Annotated in this window: 15 protein-coding genes, 2 pseudogenes and 1 riboswitch; of the genes and pseudogenes, 8 read left to right on the top strand and 9 right to left on the bottom strand. The window is 70.4% G+C overall.

Annotation, left to right across the window (positions count from 1 at the left end):
• Nucleotides 1-193: 193 nt before the first annotated feature.
• From QE454_RS04765 to QE454_RS04750, 4 genes and pseudogenes are all read right to left on the bottom strand, one after another.
• Nucleotides 194-860 (bottom strand): annotated as a pseudogene (locus tag QE454_RS04765) (SDR family oxidoreductase).
• A 72-nt stretch (nt 861-932) separates the two neighbouring features.
• Nucleotides 933-2,273, bottom strand: a complete 1,341-nt coding sequence (locus QE454_RS04760) for an HNH endonuclease signature motif containing protein (RefSeq protein ID WP_307457534.1) — start codon at nt 2,271-2,273, stop codon at nt 933-935.
• Between the two features lie 587 nt (nt 2,274-2,860).
• Nucleotides 2,861-3,217: a GntR family transcriptional regulator gene (locus QE454_RS04755; RefSeq protein ID WP_307457537.1), complete on the bottom strand. Its 357-nt coding sequence runs from the start codon at nt 3,215-3,217 to the stop codon at nt 2,861-2,863.
• Nucleotides 3,218-3,220: 3 nt separating this feature from the next.
• The gene (locus QE454_RS04750) at nt 3,221-4,813 is read right to left on the bottom strand and encodes a D-alanyl-D-alanine carboxypeptidase family protein (protein ID WP_307457540.1); all 1,593 of its coding nucleotides are present in this window, start codon (nt 4,811-4,813) and stop codon (nt 3,221-3,223) included.
• 37 nt (nt 4,814-4,850) lie between these two features.
• Nucleotides 4,851-4,961: riboswitch (TPP riboswitch) on the top strand.
• On the opposite strand from QE454_RS04750, the gene QE454_RS04745 reads away from it, so the two are divergent.
• From QE454_RS04745 to QE454_RS04735, 3 genes are all read left to right on the top strand, one after another.
• Entirely contained in the window at nt 4,953-5,588 is a 636-nt protein-coding gene (locus tag QE454_RS04745) for an ECF transporter S component (RefSeq protein WP_210075963.1), read from the top strand. It overlaps the preceding riboswitch by 9 nt.
• Nucleotides 5,588-7,036 (top strand): ABC transporter ATP-binding protein, encoded by a 1,449-nt coding sequence (locus QE454_RS04740; protein ID WP_309668541.1) that lies wholly within the window; start codon nt 5,588-5,590, stop codon nt 7,034-7,036. The genes QE454_RS04745 and QE454_RS04740 overlap by 1 nt, the downstream gene beginning before the upstream one ends.
• Nucleotides 7,033-7,818: an energy-coupling factor transporter transmembrane protein EcfT gene (locus QE454_RS04735; RefSeq protein ID WP_307457544.1), complete on the top strand. Its 786-nt coding sequence runs from the start codon at nt 7,033-7,035 to the stop codon at nt 7,816-7,818. Before QE454_RS04740 ends, QE454_RS04735 begins: the two co-directional genes overlap by 4 nt.
• A gap of 81 nt (nt 7,819-7,899) precedes the next feature.
• On the opposite strand, the gene QE454_RS04730 is transcribed toward QE454_RS04735, so the two are convergent.
• Nucleotides 7,900-8,394 (bottom strand): GNAT family N-acetyltransferase, encoded by a 495-nt coding sequence (locus tag QE454_RS04730; RefSeq protein ID WP_307457547.1) that lies wholly within the window; start codon nt 8,392-8,394, stop codon nt 7,900-7,902.
• A gap of 124 nt (nt 8,395-8,518) precedes the next feature.
• Here QE454_RS04730 and QE454_RS04725 point away from each other — a divergent pair, with 124 nt between their 5' ends.
• The 4 genes from QE454_RS04725 to QE454_RS04710 are packed head-to-tail and all read left to right on the top strand — an operon-like array spanning nt 8,519 to nt 11,909.
• Nucleotides 8,519-9,502 (top strand): hypothetical protein, encoded by a 984-nt coding sequence (locus QE454_RS04725; protein WP_309668540.1) that lies wholly within the window; start codon nt 8,519-8,521, stop codon nt 9,500-9,502.
• Between the two features lie 45 nt (nt 9,503-9,547).
• The gene (locus tag QE454_RS04720) at nt 9,548-10,309 is read left to right on the top strand and encodes an SDR family NAD(P)-dependent oxidoreductase (protein WP_307457553.1); all 762 of its coding nucleotides are present in this window, start codon (nt 9,548-9,550) and stop codon (nt 10,307-10,309) included.
• Nucleotides 10,306-11,082 carry an enoyl-CoA hydratase/isomerase family protein gene (locus tag QE454_RS04715; protein WP_307457557.1) on the top strand — a complete coding sequence of 259 codons (777 nt, stop codon included), beginning with the start codon at nt 10,306-10,308 and terminating at the stop codon, nt 11,080-11,082. The genes QE454_RS04720 and QE454_RS04715 overlap by 4 nt, the downstream gene beginning before the upstream one ends.
• A complete protein-coding gene (locus QE454_RS04710) occupies nt 11,079-11,909 on the top strand; it encodes an NAD(P)-dependent oxidoreductase (protein ID WP_307457560.1) in 831 nt (276 codons plus the stop codon). The genes QE454_RS04715 and QE454_RS04710 overlap by 4 nt, the downstream gene beginning before the upstream one ends.
• Nucleotides 11,910-12,071: 162 nt before the next feature.
• On the opposite strand, the gene QE454_RS04705 is transcribed toward QE454_RS04710, so the two are convergent.
• The 4 genes from QE454_RS04705 to QE454_RS04690 all read right to left on the bottom strand — a co-directional run bounded on the left by QE454_RS04705 (nt 12,072) and on the right by QE454_RS04690 (nt 17,383).
• A complete protein-coding gene (locus tag QE454_RS04705; RefSeq protein WP_307457562.1) occupies nt 12,072-12,929 on the bottom strand; it encodes a Cof-type HAD-IIB family hydrolase in 858 nt (285 codons plus the stop codon).
• A gap of 62 nt (nt 12,930-12,991) precedes the next feature.
• A complete protein-coding gene (locus QE454_RS04700; protein WP_307457565.1) occupies nt 12,992-14,407 on the bottom strand; it encodes a glycoside hydrolase family 1 protein in 1,416 nt (471 codons plus the stop codon).
• Between the two features lie 19 nt (nt 14,408-14,426).
• Entirely contained in the window at nt 14,427-16,283 is a 1,857-nt protein-coding gene (locus tag QE454_RS04695; RefSeq protein ID WP_307457568.1) for a beta-glucoside-specific PTS transporter subunit IIABC, read from the bottom strand.
• A 191-nt stretch (nt 16,284-16,474) separates the two neighbouring features.
• On the bottom strand, nt 16,475-17,383 hold the full coding sequence (locus tag QE454_RS04690; protein WP_307457571.1) for a PRD domain-containing protein: 909 nt from the start codon (nt 17,381-17,383) through the stop codon (nt 16,475-16,477).
• A gap of 138 nt (nt 17,384-17,521) precedes the next feature.
• On the opposite strand from QE454_RS04690, the pseudogene rlmN reads away from it, so the two are divergent.
• Nucleotides 17,522-18,807, top strand: a pseudogene (gene rlmN, locus QE454_RS04685) (23S rRNA (adenine(2503)-C(2))-methyltransferase RlmN).
• The last annotated feature ends 7 nt before the right edge of the window (nt 18,808-18,814 follow it).

Raw genomic sequence — 18,814 nt, 5'->3', positions numbered from 1 at the left:
GCCCGACCTGCTCCCCAGAGAGCAGCGGTTCCGCCGTGCAAGCCGCGCCTCGGGAGCGGGCTACCCGACGCGGTCAGCCTCGGGAGCGGGCTACCCGACGCGGTCAGCCTCGGGAGCGGGCTATCCGACGCGGTCAGCCTCGGGAGCGGGCTATCCGACGCGGTCAGCCTCGGGAGCGGGCTACCGGACGCGGTCAATAGCGCGCGGAGAACCCGCCGTCCGCGTGCAGCAGCTGACCGCTGATCCAGCGACCCTCGTCGGAGAGGAGGAAGGCCGTGACACGCGCGATGTCGTGGGGTGTTCCGAGCCGACCCAGGGGATGGTGTGCGGGCAGCTGGTCGCGGGTGGGGCCGTCCATCCATCCCGTGTCTATGGGACCCGGATTCACGACGTTCGCGGAGATACGTAGCGGACCGAGTTCGCGTGCGGCGGAGATGACGATCCGATCGAGAGCCCCTTTCGAGGCGCCGTAGGGCAGATTGCCGGTGGTGTGATCGCTCGTGAAAGCGACGATCGCGCCACCGGTGGCGTCGACCTGTCGGGCGAACGCGGCGATCATCAGGAGAGACGCGCGGGCGTTCACTGCGGTATGGCGATCGAAACTCTCGGCAGTGGTGTTGAGAATGCCGGATTCGATGTCGTGAGCATGGCTCAGCACCAACGCCTGTATCGGCCCGCGGTCACTCGACACGCGCTCGACGAGACGTGTGGGGCCCGAGGTGCTTGCGAGATCACACGGGTAGTCGCCGTCGACAAGGTCGCTCGTTACGACGTCCCATCCGTCGTTTCTGAGCCCGGGGCACGATACCCGCGGCGATACTGTCAGCTCGCGCTGCTCCGGTTACCAAAGCGAGAGGCATGGGGCCGAGCGTAACGGCCACGCAATCCCATGCCCGCGCGCAGATTGAGCTCGTCGGGCTCGCGATGGCGCGTCAGAAAGGTGGGGGCATCCCATCATCGTCGGGGTCGGGTGGGGGCGGGTCATCGGGGAGGAATCGGACGGCGGGCGAATAGGGGAGGGGCTCGTCGGCGTAGGTGCGACCGGTCGGGCTGGTCCAGTGGAGAATCCCGCCGGGATGTTGTGTCACGGTCCACCGGGTGAACTGCTTCTGGGTGTGGTGGCGTTGGCAGAGGTGGGCGAGATTGGCGACGTCGGTGGGGCCGCCGAGGGCGTAGTCGTGGGTGTGGTCGACTTCGCAGCGGATGGCGGGGACGGTGCAGCCGGGCCAGCGGCAGTGGCGGTCGCGGGCCCGGACGTGACGGTCTAGGGCGGTGGTGCGCTGGTAGGTATCGGTGTGCAGGACCGCCCCGGTGATCGGATGAGTGACGACCCGGTCCCAGGGGACGCTCGTGGCATCAGCCAGGGTTCGGGCTGTTTCGGCGTCGATGGGGCCATGTCCGATGAGCTCGGCGGGGTCGTGGTTCTCGCGGTCGGGCGTCAACATCGTCAGCGCGGGCACGATGACTTGCACGCGGGCGCGGATGGCGCCGAGGGTGCCGGGGCCGTCGTCGGTGCGGGTGGGGTCGGCTCCGGGGGAGCCGGTGAGGAGCAGGTCGGCGAGGATGTCGGCCCGTAGCTGCGCGGTCGTGCGCTCATCGGCTGACGCGTCGGGGCCGTCGAGGCGGTGGTCGATCAGGGCGCGGGCCTGGTGGGTGAGTCGGTCGTAGATACCGACCGCCAGGACCGTGGGAAGGGTCGCGACGAGGTCCGACATCCCGTCGTGCCCGGTGGTGATGCGCACGCAACGGGTGTCGCGGCCGCGGCGGTGGCGTTCGGTGAGGGTGGTGGGATGCAGTCGTTCGGCGAGGACGGCGAGGCGCGACCGCAGCCGGCCCGGGCTGAGACCCTCGGCAGTGGTGACCGCGAGCGCATCGAACTCAGCCCGTACGTCGACCGGGAGAGGGGAGCCGATGTCGAGGATCACCCCCACGTGGGCGCGGGTGAGGACCCCGCCTTCCCAGGCGGAGAACGTTTCGGGGTAGTCGTCGACGAGGGCCATGGCGCGACCGATCTGGGTCTGCACGGTGCGGTCGGAGATGTTCTCCGCCGCGGCGATCTCGGATGCCACCTCGCGCAGGGCGAGCTCTGCGGCGCGGGAAGACGCGCAGAGGCCTGCCATCACGTCGAGGGCGAGGTGACCGGCTTCGGCGAGGGCGCGGGTGCGGGCTGCTTCGGCGTGGGCGACTGCGGCGCTGGCGCGCCGGACCTCGTCGACGAGGGTCGACAGGAGGCGTGGCCTGCCGGGGTTCGTCGGAGAGGTGTCATCGCGCATGTGTGCATGCTAACGGGGACCTCCGACATTCGGGTGCGTGGAAAACCCCAGATGGGGATAACTTCTTGGGGCGCGCGCCTGGGGAGGAGCGTGGTCCGGCGAAGCGGACCGGGCGGTCGAGGAAGCGCGCGGTGTCGACCGCCTCGACGGGTGTTCACGACAGGCTCATCAACCTCGCGGGAGCGCCTCGACCGGTGGCCTAGCGGACCTCAGCCGCCCCGGGTGAAACCGGGGCGTGACTGGCCGTTCCGACGGATTCAGCCACCGGGTACGAAAGCGACCGTCGGCTCCGCGTAGCCAGCGCCGCACCACGGCGCGTGGCCCCCACCGATTGCGCAGCACCGCCCGCACGAGCTCAAGCGCCTTCTCGGACGTCACCCCGGGATGCCGTAGCGCAGCGCGTCTGTCGCCCCCACCGATCACGCAGCACTGCCCGCACGAGGTCGATCGCCTCTCGGACGTCACCCCGACGTGCCGCACCGCAACGCGTCTGCCGCTCCCGCCGATCGCGCAGCACCGCCCGCACGAGCTCGATCGCGCGCTCGGACGTCACCCCGAGGCGGCGCACCGCAGCGCATCGGTCGCGTTCAGCGATCCCGCAGCGCCGCCCGTACGAGCTCGACCGCGTCGTCCGCCGACACCCCGAGGCGCCGCACCGCCTCGACGTACGTGCGTGCCGCGGCGGCGGCCCGAGCGGATGCCGCATCGGCACCCTTCACGAACGTGCCGGCGCGACCGCGGGTTTCGACGTACCCCGCCTCCTCGAGCTCCCGGTACGTGCGCGCCACCGTGTTGGCGGCGAGGCCGAGCTCGGTCGCGAGCGCTCGCACCGGCGGCAGCCGCGTCCCGGCCACGAGCTCGCCGGCCTCGATCTGCGCGATGACCTGCGCCCGCACCTGCTCGAACGGCGGCGTCGAGGAGGTGGCATCCACGGAGAGTCTCATGGCTCAGTCGTTCAGACCGAAGAGGTCGAGCGGGTGTGTGAGGCGCCACCAGGGGCTCGGCGGCTCGATCTCGCCGGTGAGCTTCACATCGACCGTGTCGGCGTCGACCGGTCCGGTCGCGGTGAGCGTTCCGACGGTCGAGCCCGCTTCGGTGGTGTCGCCGAGGGTGAACGTCGTCGAGGTCTGCGCCGCACCGCCGTTCCACAGCACGACCGTGGCGTCGGACTCCGTCACGAGATCGATGTCGGGACCCCACAGCGTCTGGGCCTTGCCCACCAGTGTGCCGGCCGGCACCGAGGGCTTCGGCTGCAGCTCCTGCTCGATGCGGGCGAAGAGATCGCGTGCCGCCTGATTACGGCTGTCGGGGCCGGGCTGACCGAGCACCGCGGCGTACGCGCGCACGGTGGCGGTGCCCACGGTGATGTCCTTCGCCACCAGCAGGTTCCACGCATCGAGCGTGCCCGTCTTCACCCCGATCACTCCGGGGTCGGCCAGCAGCGCGTTGCCGTTCTTGAACGTGCCGGCTCCGGGCAGGGTCAGCTCCGGGGTGCGCACGATCTCGGCGATCACGGGATTGGCGAGCGCCCGCTCGGCCAGTGCGATGAGCGCGGCCGGGGTGGCGGTGTTGCCGGCCTCGATCCCGGTGGGGTTCACGATCGTGATGCCCTCGATGCCCCGCTCCGCGAGGTACTGGGTCGCGGCGGCCGCGAACTCGGCATCCGTCCCGAAGAGGTCTGTCGACAGGCGCTGCGCGTAGTTGTTGGCGGAGGCGATGAGCATGCCCTGCAGCATCTGCAGCTGGGTGAGGCTGCCGTCGACGGGAACGTCGAGCGAGGACTCCCCGCGGGCCCGGTACTGCCAGTAGTCCGCGCTGTCGGCCTGCGTGAAGGTGTAGCTCTTGCCCTGTTCTCCCGGGGCGAGCGGCAGTCGATCGAGAACGACGAGTGCCGTGACGACCTTGGTGATGCTCGCGATCGATTCGGGAGCGCTGGCCGACGACGACAGCGTGTCGGGGATTCCGTCGAGCGCGATCGCCGCTTCGCCCTCGGCGGGCCACGCCGGAACCGCCGCCGGAGCAGCGATCGGCTGCACGGCGACCGCCCGGGTCGTCGGCATGACGGCGTTCAGCGGCCAGAGCAGCGTCGTCGCGGCGTAGGCGGCGATGATCAGCACGAAGAGCAGCGTGGGGATGATCGTTCCGGGGCGCAGCACCGGCCGACGCGCACCCGCGAGCAGGTCGACCGAGCGCGAGGTGGCCCCCGAGACGACGAACGTCGGGGTCGGTCGCGGGGCTCCCGCTTCGTCGGGATCGACCCAGAGCAACGCCCCGAGCGCGACCGGCAAAGGTGTGGCGCGAGTCTCACCGGAGGAGACCTCGGATGCCGGGGGCTCGCTCACCGCGGCATCCGCCACCGCGCCACCCTGCTCCGCCTCCCCCGACCGCAGGGCCGGGGACGTGGCATCCGGAAGCGCAAGGGCGGGGCCGAGCTCCCCCGTCGTCGACAGGGCGGGGCCGAAGTCGCCGGAGATCGCCGCGCGAGGCGAGGAGTCCTGGGCACGCAGCGCACGCCGTGAGGCCGGGGTCTGCTCGTGCACCCGCCCACGCTACCCCGCGACACCCCTCTATACTCATCACGACAACCACGGGAGTCCGGTGAGCCGGGCTGAGAGGAAGCGAATCCACGCTTCGACCGTCGAACCTGATCCGGATCATGCCGGCGCAGGGAGGAGAGAAATGCACACGTCCACGTCTGCCCCCGCGAACCGCTCATCGGTCGCCGCGACGAACCGCTTCTCGTGGCGCGTCGTCGACATCGTCGTCGCCGCCGTCCTGGGCGTTGCGATCGGCCTGCTCTTCTGGGGTTGGAACACCGTCGGCGGCCTCTGGTTCACCGCGATGGACGGCCTCACCCCGGGTCTCGGCGGGATCGCCGTCGGCATCTGGCTGATCGGCGGCGTCATCGGCGGCCTCGTCATCCGCAAGCCCGGGGCGGCGCTGCTCGTCGAGCTGATCGCGGCGATCGTGTCGGCGCTCATCGGCAACGTGTGGGGCGTGACCACGATCTTCTCGGGCCTGGCCCAGGGCCTCGGTGCCGAGCTGATCTTCCTCGCCTTCCTCTACGTGCGTTTCACGCTGCCCGTCGCGATGCTCGCGGGTGTCGGCGCCGGTGTCGGGGCCTGGGTGCTGGAGCTGTTCCTCACGCCCAACATCGTGAAGTCGCTCGAGTTCAACCTCATCTACCTCGGTACCCTCGCCGTCTCGGGTGCCCTGCTGGCCGGCCTCGTCGGCTGGCTGCTCGTTCGCGCCCTCGCCGCCACCGGGGCGCTCAGCCGCTTCGCCGCGGGCCGGGAAGCGCGTCGCGACGTCTGATGCGGGACCCCGCACGCGTCGACGTCGAGGGCTGGGGCTGGCGCTACGCCGGTCGGAGGCTGCCCGCCACGCGCGAGGTCGATCTCGTCATCGAGCCCGGAGAGCGTGTGCTGCTGCTCGGGGCCTCGGGAGCCGGTAAGTCGACCCTGCTCGCGGGGCTGGCGGGTCTGCTCGGCGGCGCCGACGAGGGTGAGGTCAGCGGCCGGATCCTCGTCGACGGGGGCGCGCCCGAGGCTCAGCGCGGGCGCATCGGCCTCGTGCTGCAGGACCCCGAGGCGGGCATCGTGCTGTCGAAGGTGGGCGACGACGTCGCTTTCGGCTGCGAGAACCTTGGCGTCCCGGCGACCGAGATCCCGGCGCGGGTGGCGGAGGCCCTGGCATCCGTGGGGCTCGCCGTCCCCCTCGACCGCCCCACGAAGGCGCTGTCGGGCGGGCAGAAGCAGCGTCTGGCCCTGGCGGGGGTGCTGGCGATGCGACCGGGACTGCTGCTCCTCGACGAACCCACCGCCAATCTCGACCCCGAGGGCGTCGCCGAAGTCCGCCGCGCCATAGAACGGGTCGTCGCGCGCGAGGGCACCACCCTCGTGCTCATCGAGCACCGCACGGCCGTCTGGGCCGACCTGATGACCCGCGTCGTCGTCCTCGCTCCGGGTGGTGGCGTTCTCGCCGACGGCCCTCCCGACCGCGTCTTCGCCGAGCACGGCGACGCGCTCGCCGCGGCGGGGGTGTGGGTGCCGCAGCGCCCGGTCGACCTTCCCGTACTCGAGCCCGCCTCGACACCGGATGTCGTGCTGCGGGCGTCCGCGCTGTCGACCGGGCGTGAGAGGCACACGGTCGTCGCGTCCGGGCTCGACCTCGCCCTTCCCCGCGGTGCCGGAACCGTGATCACGGGACCGAACGGCGGGGGAAAGTCCACCCTCGCCCTGACCCTCGCGGGGCTCCTCCCCGAACTCGCGGGCGAGGTCGTCGCCGCCGAGGAGCTCTCGGCGCGCGGGGGTCGCCGCCCCTCTCGCTGGAGGTCCACGGAGCTGCTGACCCGCATCGGCACGGTCTTCCAGGAGCCCGAGCACCAGTTCCTCGCCTCGACCCTGCGCGACGAGCTCGCCGTCGGACCCCGCGCTCTGCGCAAGGCGCCGGCCGAGGTCGACCGCATCGTCGACGAACTGCTGGAGCGTCTCGATCTGGCATCGCTCGCGCTTGCGAACCCGTTCACGCTGTCGGGAGGCCAGAAGAGACGACTGTCGGTGGCCACGGTGCTCGCCGCCTCTCCCGCCGTCCTCGTTCTCGATGAGCCGACCTTCGGCCAGGACCGTCGCGGTTGGATCGAGCTCGTCGCGCTGCTCCAGCGGGAGATCGAGCGCGGGCGCACGGTCGTCGCCGTCACGCACGATGCGGACGTGGTTCGTCACCTCGGGCAGCACCGCATCCGGCTGGGGGACGCCGCGTGACCGCCCTCGCCGTCGAACGCCCGCGGACGGCCTGGCTCGACGGGGTGAATCCCGTCACCAAGGTCGCGATGGTGCTCGTGCTCGCGGTTCCCCTGCTGGTCTCGATCGACGCGGTGAGCGCGGGGACGGCCCTGATCCTCGAGCTGCTGTGCGTACCGCTGACGGGGGTGGCCTACGGAACCGTCCTGAGACGTCTGGTGCCGGTGATCGTCTTCGCCCCCGTCGCCGCGGTGAGCATGTTGCTCTACGCCCGGCCGGGCGGAACCGTCTACGGCACCTTCCTCTTCGCCACGGTCAGCGACGACTCCATCGCCCTGTCACTGGCCGTACTGGTGCGCGTCGTGGCCCTGGCCATGCCGATCATCCTGCTCTTCGCCCGCACCGACCCCACCGAGCTCGCCGACGCCCTCGCGCAGGTGGCGAAGTTGCCCAGCCGTTTCGTGCTGGGGGTGCTCGCGGGTGCCCGCACGGTCGGGCTGTTCGTCGACGACTGGCGCACGATGAGCCTCGCCCGCCGCGCCCGGGGCCTGGGCGACCGCGGGGCGATCCGGCGTTTCTTCTCGATGGCGTTCGTGCTGCTCGTCTTCGCCGTGCGTCGCGGGACGAAACTGGCCACCGCGATGGAAGCCCGCGGGTTCGGGTCCGACATCGAACGGACCTGGGCGCGTCCGTCGACACTCTCGTCTCGGGATGCCGCGGCCCTGGGCGCCTCGGTCGCGCTCATCGTCGTCGCCCTCGCGGCGGCGGTGCTGTCGGGGGCGTTCCGGGTGGTGGGGACGTAGGTCCCCGCCGGGGTGCCGATGACGTCGCGAGGGTGGGCGACGACGCGGTGCGTCGTGGGCTCTCGACGCGGAGCCGGCGGCTCAGAAGACGTACTCGAAGCAGAGCGAGCGCGGCATGGTCTCGAGATATGGCTCGTATACGGGGATCGGCGTGAACCCCGCGGCGGCGTACACGCGCAGCGACTCGGGCTGCATGCGCCCGCTCTGCAGGATGACGCGTCGTGCGCCAGCGCGTCGGGCCAGGTCGACGACCTCGGCGGTGAGCGCCGAGCCGATGCCGCGTCGACGGCCCGCGGACACGACGACAAGGCGTTTGAGCTCCCATTCGTCGCCCAGGCGGCGCAGGATGACGTGCCCGAGCGGGGTGTCGTCCGCGTCGATCGCCAAGAGGGTGGCGACGACCTGCTCGGCGTGGACGGCGAGCGCCTCGGCGCGCTTCGCGGCGACCTCGGGGGAGTCCTCGGCATCGGCGTCGCGATACCGCTCGTCGAGGTCGGCGTCCAAGACGCCTCGGAGCGCCACGGCGCGGGGGTCGTCGACATCCACCCTGTCGATGCGGAAACCGGGGAGATTCACCCGTCGAGCCTAGGCGTGCGCGGGAACCACGCGGTGCGGAGGGACGGTACGGCGTGGAGCAGGACGTTCGGATCCTGGCGAAAAGGAATGCGCGCCGGAGACGAACGGTTCCGACATCGACAGAATGAGCACGGGGGATGCCATGGGATTGTCGTTCGGGATACTCGCGGTGAGTGTGGCCGTGGCGGGCGCCGTGATGTTCGTCGCCATGCCGCGCTGCGGAACCCCGGGCCCCACGACGCTCTTCTTGCGGTTCGCGGCCGTCGCGGGGGTGACGGCGGCCGGTTCCAGCGCGATGTACTTCATCTACGGCGCGGGCGGTGGCATCCTGACCCTCGTTCTCGGGGACGTGGGGATGATACTCGCGCCCGCCCTGCTCATCATCGCGCTGAGCGCCCTCGAGGGGCGGCGCGCGCGGAGGATCTCGGCGGTGATCCTCGCCCTCGTGCTCGTCGTCGCCGTGGTGACCGCCACGGTGCCGCTCCCGAACTCTCTCGCGGTGAAGGCCGTCGCCCTCGCCACCGCCTGCGGCGCGTGCGCCTGGGTCGCCGCCCACTCTCGCGTCGAGCCCTTCGGCTCCCTTCGCGTGATCGCGCTGGCGACCGCTCTGTTCGCCGTCTATTCGCTGTCGCGTGCGATGGTGGGCGTCGTCATCGGCTGGGACTCGCCGCTGTATCGCTACGCGTTCTCTTTCGCCCCCGCGACGATCCTCGGCGCTCTCGCCGTCGTCGCGATCGGTGCGGCGGTGGTGCGCGTACGTTTCGGTCCGCGCGTCGAGACGGAGCCCGCGCACTGTCCGGCGGGGGCGACGGTCGTCGTGGGCGATTGGAACCTGGCATCCGCCGCCTATGGTCCCGATCGCATGCGGGGGCTCGTCGCCGACCTGCGCTCCGCCGCACGCGATCTCGATCCCGGCGCCGCCGACGTGCCCCGCGGGACCGAGACCATGGTGCCCGATGCGGTCTCGGCGCTCGGCGCACGCCTGCGGAACGTCTACGGGTGGGAGCCCGAGCAGACCATCCTGCTCGTGGACGGCACCGCCACCGGGGTGATCCGCACGCAGCAGGGGCGCTCCGCGAGGAGGAAGAGAGGCTCGTCGCGGTCCTGAGTCTCGACTAAAGTGATACTCGGTTTCAGCTTCGAAGGAGAACGCATGGATATCGCAGGAGCATCCGCCCTCGTCACCGGCGGCGCCTCGGGACTCGGTCTCGCTACCGCGCGCCGGCTCGCGGAGGCCGGAGCCCGTGTCACCGTCGTCGACCTGCCGTCGTCGAACGGCGCCGCGATCGCCGAGGAGCTGGGCGGGTCCTTCGCCGCCGCCGATGTGACCGACGCCGAGCAGATCGCCGCCGCGGCAGTTCTCGCGGCCGAGGCCGGGCCCCTGCGCGTCGTCGTGAACTGCGCGGGGATCGCCCCACCGGCCAAGGTGCTCGATCGCGACGGTGCCCCTTCTTCTCTGCAGGACTTCGAGCGCGTCATCCGCGTCAACCTCATCGGCACCTACAACGTCATCGCGCAGGCGTCCGCCGTCATGGCGAAGACCCAACCGACCGGGGGCGGCGACCGCGGCGTCATCGTGAACACCGCGAGCGTCGCGGCCTTCGACGGACAGATCGGTCAGCCCGCGTACTCGGCGAGCAAGGGCGGCGTGCACGCCATGACGCTCCCCATCGCCCGTGAGCTCGCGCGCCACGGCATCCGGGTCGTGACCATCGCCCCCGGCATCATGGAGACGCCGATGCTCAAGGGCCTGCCGCAGGCGGCGCAGGACTCCCTCGGGCAGCAGGTGCCCTACCCGTCGCGCCTCGGCGCCCCCGACGAGTACGCGCGCCTCGTGCTCGCGATCGTCGACAACGGCTACCTCAACGGCGAGACCATCCGACTCGACGGCGCGATCAGAATGGCACCGAAATGACCGACGGCATCCTGCTCCACATCGAGGACGGGCTCGCCCGCGTCACCTTCGACCGCCCCGCCTCGCTCAACGCGATGGACTTCCCCATGGCCGCGCGCTGGCGAGAGGTCGCGCACGAGGTCACCTCCGACCCCTCCGTCGGAGCGGTGATCCTGGATGCCACGGGCCCCGCGTTCTGCGCGGGAGGCGACGTGGTGGCCATGGCGACCACCGGTTCGTCGGGCGCCGAGGTGACCGAGACCGCTCGGGCGATCCACGACGGCATCCGCACCTTCGCCGAAGCGCCGCTGCCGATGGTCGCCGCCGTCCAGGGCGCGGTCGCCGGCGGCGGACTCGGGCTCATGCTGACCGCCGACTACGTCGTCGCGAGCGAGAACGCCCGCTTCGTCAGCCGCTACGCCAACATCGGGCTGACCCCCGACCTGGGTGTGTCCACCCTGCTCCCCGCCGCGATCGGCCAGCGTCGCGCGCTGCAGCTGCTGCTGCAGGACCGCATGCTCGATGCCGCGGACGCGCGGGAGTGGGGTCTGGTGGCCGAGGTCGTGGCATCCGGAGCCCTGAGCACGCGCGTCGAGGAGATCGCGCGCTTCTGGCTCGACGGCGCGACCGCGGCGTTCGGACAGGCGACGCGGTTGGTGCGCGTGGGCGCCGGACGGTCGTTCGGTGAGAACCTCGACGACGAGGCCGCCACCATCGGCGCCGCCTTCGATACCCCCGAGGCGCAGGCGCGGGTTGCCGCGTTCGCCGCCGCCTCCACGAAAGGACGCTCGTGACGCTCTCGGGAAAGACCATCCTCATGTCGGGCGGGAGCCGCGGGATCGGCCTCGCCATCGCGCTGCGCGCCGCCCGCGACGGCGCGAACATCGCGATGCTTGCCAAGACCGACACCCCGCACCCGAAGCTCCCCGGCACCGTGCACACCGCCGCGGAGGAGATCCGCGCGGCCGGCGGGCAGGCGCTGCCGATCGTGGGCGACGTCCGCGACGAAGCCTCGATCACCGAGGCGGTTCTTCGCACCGTGGGCGAGTTCGGCGGGATCGACATCGTCGTCAACAACGCCAGCGTGATCGATCTGTCGGGCTCGTTGGACCTCGCGACCAAGAAGTACGACCTCATGCAGGACGTCAACGTGCGCGGGACGTTCCTGCTGTCCCGGGCCGCGGTGCCCCAGCTGAAGGGTGCCGAGAACCCGCACATCCTCTCGCTGTCGCCGCCGCTGAACGTCACGCCCAAGTGGCTCGGCGCGCACACGGGCTACAGCCTCGCGAAGTTCGGCATGACGATGGCGACCCTCGGCCTGGCGTCGGAGTTCGCGAGCGACGGGATCGCCGCGAACACGCTGTGGCCGCGCACGACGATCGCGACCGCGGCGGTGCAGAACGTCATCGGCGGCGACCGCCTCATGGCCGTCTCGCGCACGCCCGATATCTACGCGGACGCCGCGTACGAGGTGCTGTGCGCTCCGTCGCGCGAGGTGACCGGGCAGACGCTGATCGTCGAGGACGTGCTCGAGCGCGCCGGAGTCACCGACTTCGGCAAGTACGCCGCCGTGCCGGGGACCCCGGACACGGCGCTGTACCCGGACATCTTCCTCGATTGATCGCGGGGTCGTCCCCCGCATAAACGCCGTTCGCGCGCAGAAACGCGCTGTGCTCGTGTTTGCGTGAGCTGATCGCGTTTCTGCGCGCGTGAGGGCGGCCGGGGGAGCGAGTCAGCCTTGCGGGCGGAGGAGGCGGGGCGATCTCGGGGAGGTGAGCCGGACTCAGATCAGGCCCAGGTCCGCGAACGCGTTGTGCACGCCGTCGTCGAGCACCGCCGTCGTCACCCGACCGGCGAGGCGCTGCAACTCCGCGGGGGCGTTGCCCATCGCGACGGGGGTGCCGACGACCTCGAACATCTCGACGTCGTTCCAGCTGTCGCCGATGCCGATGGCATCCGCCGCCGACAGGCCCAGCTGGGAGAGCACCGCGGTGATCGCGGAGCCCTTGGTGACGCCGGCCTGACCGATCTCGCCGTTCGAGCCGCCGGGAAGGGGGATCGAACCCGGGATGACGTGGAAGTCTTCGCCCAACTCCGCCGCCGCGTGGGCGACGGTGTCGATCGAGGGGCTGACGAACACGGCCTTCGCGACGGCGTCGCGGTCGACCTCGGACACCGGGCGGGGCTCGCGCCACAGCGGTTGTTCGGGCGGAAGGCCCTGCGCCTCGAGCTCTGCCGCGCGACGCTCGTGGCGTTCGCGCCGGTACTCCGTCATCACGGGGCCCATCCCGGGGCTCGCGTACACCCCGCCGTGCGTCTGGAGGAAGTAGTGGATGCCGTGGGCTTCGAAGTACCGCTCGAGCTCCTCGACGGCCCCGTGGGGCATGGGGTGTTCGACGACGGGGGCGTCTTCGCCGGGATCGCCGCCGCGGGTCGCGTACGCGCCCCCGTTCGTGATCGCGCCGTCGAAGCCGATGGCCAGCACCTCGGGGTGGATGTCTCCGGCGGAGCGACCGGTGCAGAGCCACACGAGATGTCCGTTCTCGCGCGCCGTGCGCACGGCGGTCACCGTCGAGGGCGCGATCACCGAGCCGTGCTCGAGGATCGTTCCGTCGACGTCGAGGAAGGCGATGCGGGTCATGTGCACTCCAGAAGGGGATCGGCCCCGGGTCCTGGGACCCGGGGCCGATCCGATGAGGGGGATCAGCGCGTGAGGGACGCGCCGTTGGATCGGATGACGTCGGCGTACCAGCCGAACGACTTCTTCCGGTAGCGATCGAGCGAACCGGTGCCGTCGTCGTTGCGGTCGACGTAGATGAAACCGTATCGCTTGCTCAACTGGGCGGTGCTGGCGCTGACGATGTCGATGCAGCCCCACGAGGTGTAGCCGAGCACCTCGACGCCGTCTTCGATCGCCTCGCCGACCTGCACCAGGTGGTCGTTGAGGTACGCGATGCGGTAGTCGTCGACGACCGTCTTCTCGCCGTCGACCTCGACGAGCTGGTCGCGCGCTCCCAGACCGTTCTCGACGATGAACAGCGGCTTCTGCCACCGGTCCCAGAACTGGTTCAGCACCAGGCGCAGGCCCACGGGGTCGATCTGCCAGCCCCACTCGCTCGCCGGGAGCGTGGGGTTCGGCACGCCGCCCATGAGGTTTCCGCGGCCGGCGACCTTCTTCTCGGGGTCGGCGGTCTCGGCGATCGACATGTAGTAGCTGAACGAGACGAAGTCGACGGTGTTGGTCAGATCGTCGCGGTCCTCATCGGTGATGTCGAGCTCGATACCCTTCTCGCGGAGCGTCCGCAGGAAGTAGCCCGGGTAGGCGCCGCGGGTGTGCACGTCGCCGTAGACGAGGTTGCCGTGGTCGGCCGCCATCACGGCGACGGCGTCGTCGGGCGACGGCGTCAGCGGGTAGATCGGCATCGACAGCACCATGCAGCCGACCTTCGCGTCCGGGGCGACCTCACGGGCGATGCGGGTGGCACGGGCGGATGCCACGAGCTCGTGGTGCATCGCCTGGTAGAGCTGCTGCTCGGGAACGCCGCCCTCGGGGATCGGGATTCCGCCGCTCATGAAAGGCGCGTGCAGCAGGGAGTTGATCTCGTTGAAGGTCAACCAATACTTCACGCGGGCGCCGAACCGCTCGAACAGCGTGCGCGCGTAACGCTCGTAGAACCCGATGAGCTCACGGTTGGTCCAGCCGCCGTACTGCTCGGCCAGGTGCAGCGGCGTCTCGTAGTGCGAGATCGTCACGAGCGGCTCGATGCCGTGCTTGTCGAGTTCGTCGAGGATCCGGTCGTAGAACGCCAGGCCCGCTTCGTTGGGCTCGGTCTCGTCGCCCTTCGGGAAGATGCGGCTCCACGCGATCGAGAAGCGGTAGACGCCGAACCCCATCTCGGCGAAGAGCGCGATGTCCTCCGCGTAGCGGTGGTAATGGTCGATGCCGATGAGCTTGAGGTTGTCGGGCGTCGGCTGCTCGCTGCGCGGACCCGAGATACCCTTCGGCATCACGTCCTGCACCGAGTACCCCTTACCGTCCTCGTCGTAAGCGCCCTCGATCTGGTTGGCGGCGGTGGCGCCGCCCCACAGGAAGCCGTCGGGGAAGGGAGTGTTCGTCATGTTCTGTGCCTCCAGGGAGTCAGCGGGCGGTGGAGAGGGAGTCGACCGAGATGGCGCGGAACAGCGTCTCGCCGTGCGAGAGGGGCCCGGATGCCACGTCGGAGACGTCGGGGTACAGGTCGCCGTTGGTGACGATGACCGGGGTGATCAGGTCGTAGCCGGCCTTCTCGATCGCGTCGCCGTCGAACTCGACGAGCAGGTCGCCCGCCTTCACCTCGGTGCCGGACTGCACCTTGAGCGTGAAGTGCTCGCCGCCGAGCTTGACGGTGTCGAGACCGACGTGGATGAGCAGTTCGACGCCGTCCACTCCGCGCAGGCCCACGGCGTGACCGGTCGGGAAGGCCGCGACGACTGTTCCGTCGAAGGGCGCGTAGACCGCGCCCGAGGTCGGACGGATCGCGACGCCCTTGCCGAGCGAGCCGTCGGCGAAGGCGGCATCCGGAACCTCTGTGAGGGGCACGACGGTGCCGTCGACCGGGCTGAGAACCACCGTGTCGGTGGCGACCGCCGGGGTGGCGGGGGCGGCGGCGTCGACCGGGTCCGTGAAACCGAACACCACGACCAGCACGAACGGGACGGCGATGGCCACGAGCAGACCGATGCCGAGCATGAGCATGTTGCCGTTGCCGAGCAGGGCAGGAAGAGCCAGACCGGAGGGCACGACGAACGCCTTCGAGAACACGCCGCCCATCGCGATGAGCGCGCCACCGAGCGCGCCGCCGACGACGCCGAAGGCGAAGGGGCGCTTGAGGGGGAGGTTGATGCCGTAGATCGCGGGCTCGGTGATGCCGGCGAGGAAGCCCGACAGCGTGGCCGGAGCGGCGAGCGAGCGCAGGTTCTTGTTGCGGGTGCGCACCAGCACGCCGGCGACGGCGGCCGCCTGGGCGAGCACGGCGGCGAACACGGGGCCGAGGAGCAGGATCTGACCGGTGGTCTGGTACTCGAGCTGGAACAGCGGCACGAGACCCCAGTGCAGGCCGAAGATCACGAAGACCTGCCACAGACCGCCCATGATCGCGCCACCCAGCCACGGGAGGGTCTGGAAGACCCAGCCGATGCCGGCCGCGAGGCCACCGCCGACGAGGCTCGAGATCGGGCCGATCACGAGGAAGACGAGCGGCACGGCGACGAGCACGACGATCATCGGCGTCAGGAAGCGACGCACGGCGCCGGGCAGGACCTTGAGCAGGAAGCGCTCGGCGTAGCTCTGCAGCCACACGATGATGATCACGGGGATGACGCTCGAGACGTAGCTGACCATCGTGACCGGGATGCCGAAGAAGGTGATGTCGGGCTGACCGTTGAGCGCCGTGATCGTCGGGTACACCAAGGCGCCGGTGATGGCGAAGGAGGTGAACTCCGAAGCCTTGAAGTAGCGGGCTGCGGTGATGGCCAGCGCCAGCGGCAGGAAGTTGATCAGCGCATCGGACAACGCGTTGAGGATCGTGTAGGTCGTGCCCGTGGCATCCAGCCATCCGAAGGTGACGGCCGCGGCGACGAACGCCTTCAGCAGACCCGTGCCCGCGAGGGCCCAGAGGATCGGCGTAAAGATCGACGAGATCATCGTGATGAAGCGGTTGAAGAGGTTGCCCTTCGCCCCGCTCTCGCCTCCCTCGGTGTCGGCGCCGAGCGTGGTCTGCGACTGGATCGCGGCGTACACGTCGGGCACGTCGTTGCCGATCACGACCTGGTACTGACCGCCCGCCTGGGCCGTGGTGATGACGCCGGGCGTGGCGCGGATCGCCGCGGCATCCGCCTTGCCCTCGTCTTTCAACACGAACCGGAGCCTCGTCGCACAGTGCACGAGGGATTGGACGTTGCTCTCTCCACCGACACCGGCGAGGACCCCCGCCGCCGTCTTCGCGTGATCCGCCATCGGAACCGCCTGCCTTTCGCCGCATCGATGCGGCCTGTTCGAATGTTCTGTGGCGACGCTGCCGGGTGTTTCGGGCAATAAAAAAGACCCGAATCCGTTCATCGCTCGTCAGCGATGTGGATTCAGGTCTTGCCCGCTCGCGCGGTAACAATCCGGAAAACGTCGGCAGGGTGTGACACCTGCGACGGTGACTATAGCACCGGGGCGTCGGGGCCGCCACTGTCGTCGGCGCGACCCAGGCTCGTCGCGAGGCGCTCGACATGCACCGTGAGGTAGAGCACCTCTTCGTCGGTGAGGGTCGACCCGGTCGCCGCGAGCACGTAGGCCTTCACGGCCTCGGCGATGCCGAAGGCCCGGGGATAACGGTGCTTGGCGAACTCGAAGAACGACGAGTCGCCGCTCGCGAGCATCGCGCGGTTCACGAGCCGCTGCAGCAGGAAGCGCACGTGCAGGATGAACCGCGCGTAGTCGGGGCTCTCGGTGTCGAGGGCGACGCCGAGGCCGGTTTCGACGGTGCGCACGACGTGCTGCACCCGACGGAACAGCAGGGCCGCGGTGCCGTTGGGCTCGTCGCGCGTGGCGTTGAGCAGGTGCATCGTCAGGAACACGCCCTCTTCGGGCGGGAGCTCACGGTCGAGGGATGCCGCGATCGAAGTCGCCATGCGCTCCGCGGCGCGTGATTCGTCGGGGTGGAGGATCCGTAGCTCGGGCATGGAGGTGCCGGGGATGCGGATGCCCTGGTCGAGGCGCTCGATCACGTAGGTGATGTGGTCGATGACCGCGAGCGGTAGCCGGCGCCCCAGGTCGCGACCCAGGTCGCGCTCGGCCTGGTCGACGGCGTGCAGGACCGCCTCGACGAGCGCGTACGGCGCGTCGGTGAGGAGCTTCTGGGCGTGAGCGGTGTCGCTGCCCTGCTCGAGGACGAACGTCTTCTCGACCTTCGCGGGATCGACGCGGCCCTCGTGCTTGAGCTGGAAGCCGATGCCTCGACCCATGAGCACGCGCTCGCGGCCGTCGCCGTCGATCGCCACGACGACGTTGTTGTTCAGAAGCTTCTGCACGCCGCCGGGCGGGAGGGAGACGTCACCGGCACCGGGCATGGGATGCATCCTAGGGTGCGGTCCCGCTGCGTACGCGCGTGAGGGGCGAGAACGGGACTCGTCGGGCCGAGGAAGGACCGCTCGCGCGGCGGTGAAGCGCCCAGCCGCGGCGCAGATGCGCCCGGTACCCTGGAAACCATGACTGATCAGCCCCCCGTGCGCACGACGACGCCCCGCCCGGTGCGCCCCGAGGGAGCCCCGGCGAACACCGGCATCCGCCAGGTGCGCCCCAAGACCGAAGGATGGCAGCAGGCCAAGGACGAGACCGGTCGTCCGCTGCTGCAGTTCGCCAGCCCCAAGCGCGGCAAGCCGCCGGTGCACCTCGCCGACCTCGCGCACGACGAGCGCATCGCCAAGCTCAAGGAGCTCGGCCTCCCCGGCTTCCGCGCGAAGCAGCTCGAGAAGCACTACTTCACCCACTACACCTCCGACCCGGCCGACATGACCGATCTGCCGGCATCCGGTCGCGAAGAACTCGTCGCCGGAATGCTGCCGCCGCTGCTCACCGAGGTGCGCCGGCTCGAGACCGACCGCGGCGACACCATCAAGTTCCTCTGGAAGCTGCACGACGGCGCGCTCGTGGAGTCCGTTCTCATGCGCTACCCCGGGCGCATCACGCTGTGCGTGTCGAGCCAGGCGGGGTGCGGCATGAACTGCCCGTTCTGCGCCACCGGCCAGGCGGGACTGACCCGCAACATGTCGGCGGCCGAGATCGTCGACCAGATCGTGCGCGCCAACGCCCTCATCGCCGCCGGCGGCCTGGGCGGCAAGAAGAGCTCCGACCACTCGCTCGACCGTGTGTCGAACATCGTCTTCATGGGCATGGGTGAGCCGCTCGCCAACTATGCCCGCGTCATGCAGGCCGTGCGCGTCATGGTCGACAAAGACCACGGGCTCGGCATGAGCGCCCGCGGGGCATCACGGTGTCGACCGTCGGTCTGGTGCCCGCGATCAAGAAGCTCGCCGACGAGGACATCCCGGTGACCTTCGCGCTGTCGCTGCACGCGCCCGACGACCACCTGCGCGACGAGCTCATCCCGGTGAACTCGAAGTGGAAGGTCGACGAGGCCCTGGATGCCGCGCGTGCCTACTTCGACAAGACCGGGCGCCGCGTGTCGATCGAATACGCCCTGATCAAAGACATGAACGACCACGCCTGGCGTGCCGATCTGCTGGCCGACAAGCTCAACGCCCGCGGCCGGGGCTGGGTGCACGTGAACCCGATTCCGCTGAACCCCACTCCGGGCTCGATCTGGACGGCATCCGAGGTCCCCGTGCAGAACGAGTTCGTGCGCCGCTTGAACGACGCCGGCATCCCGACGACCCTCCGCGACACCCGCGGCAAAGAGATCGACGGGGCGTGCGGCCAGCTCGTGGCGACCGAAGAAGACGAGGCGGCCGCCGAGGCGACGCCCGTCGGCTGAGCCCCGT

It is taken from the genome of Microbacterium sp. SORGH_AS_0454 (assembly GCF_031453395.1).
Lineage (GTDB): Bacteria > Actinomycetota > Actinomycetes > Actinomycetales > Microbacteriaceae > Microbacterium.
Note: the sequence above shows the minus strand (reverse complement) of the source record. Positions and strands in the feature narration are given on the sequence as shown.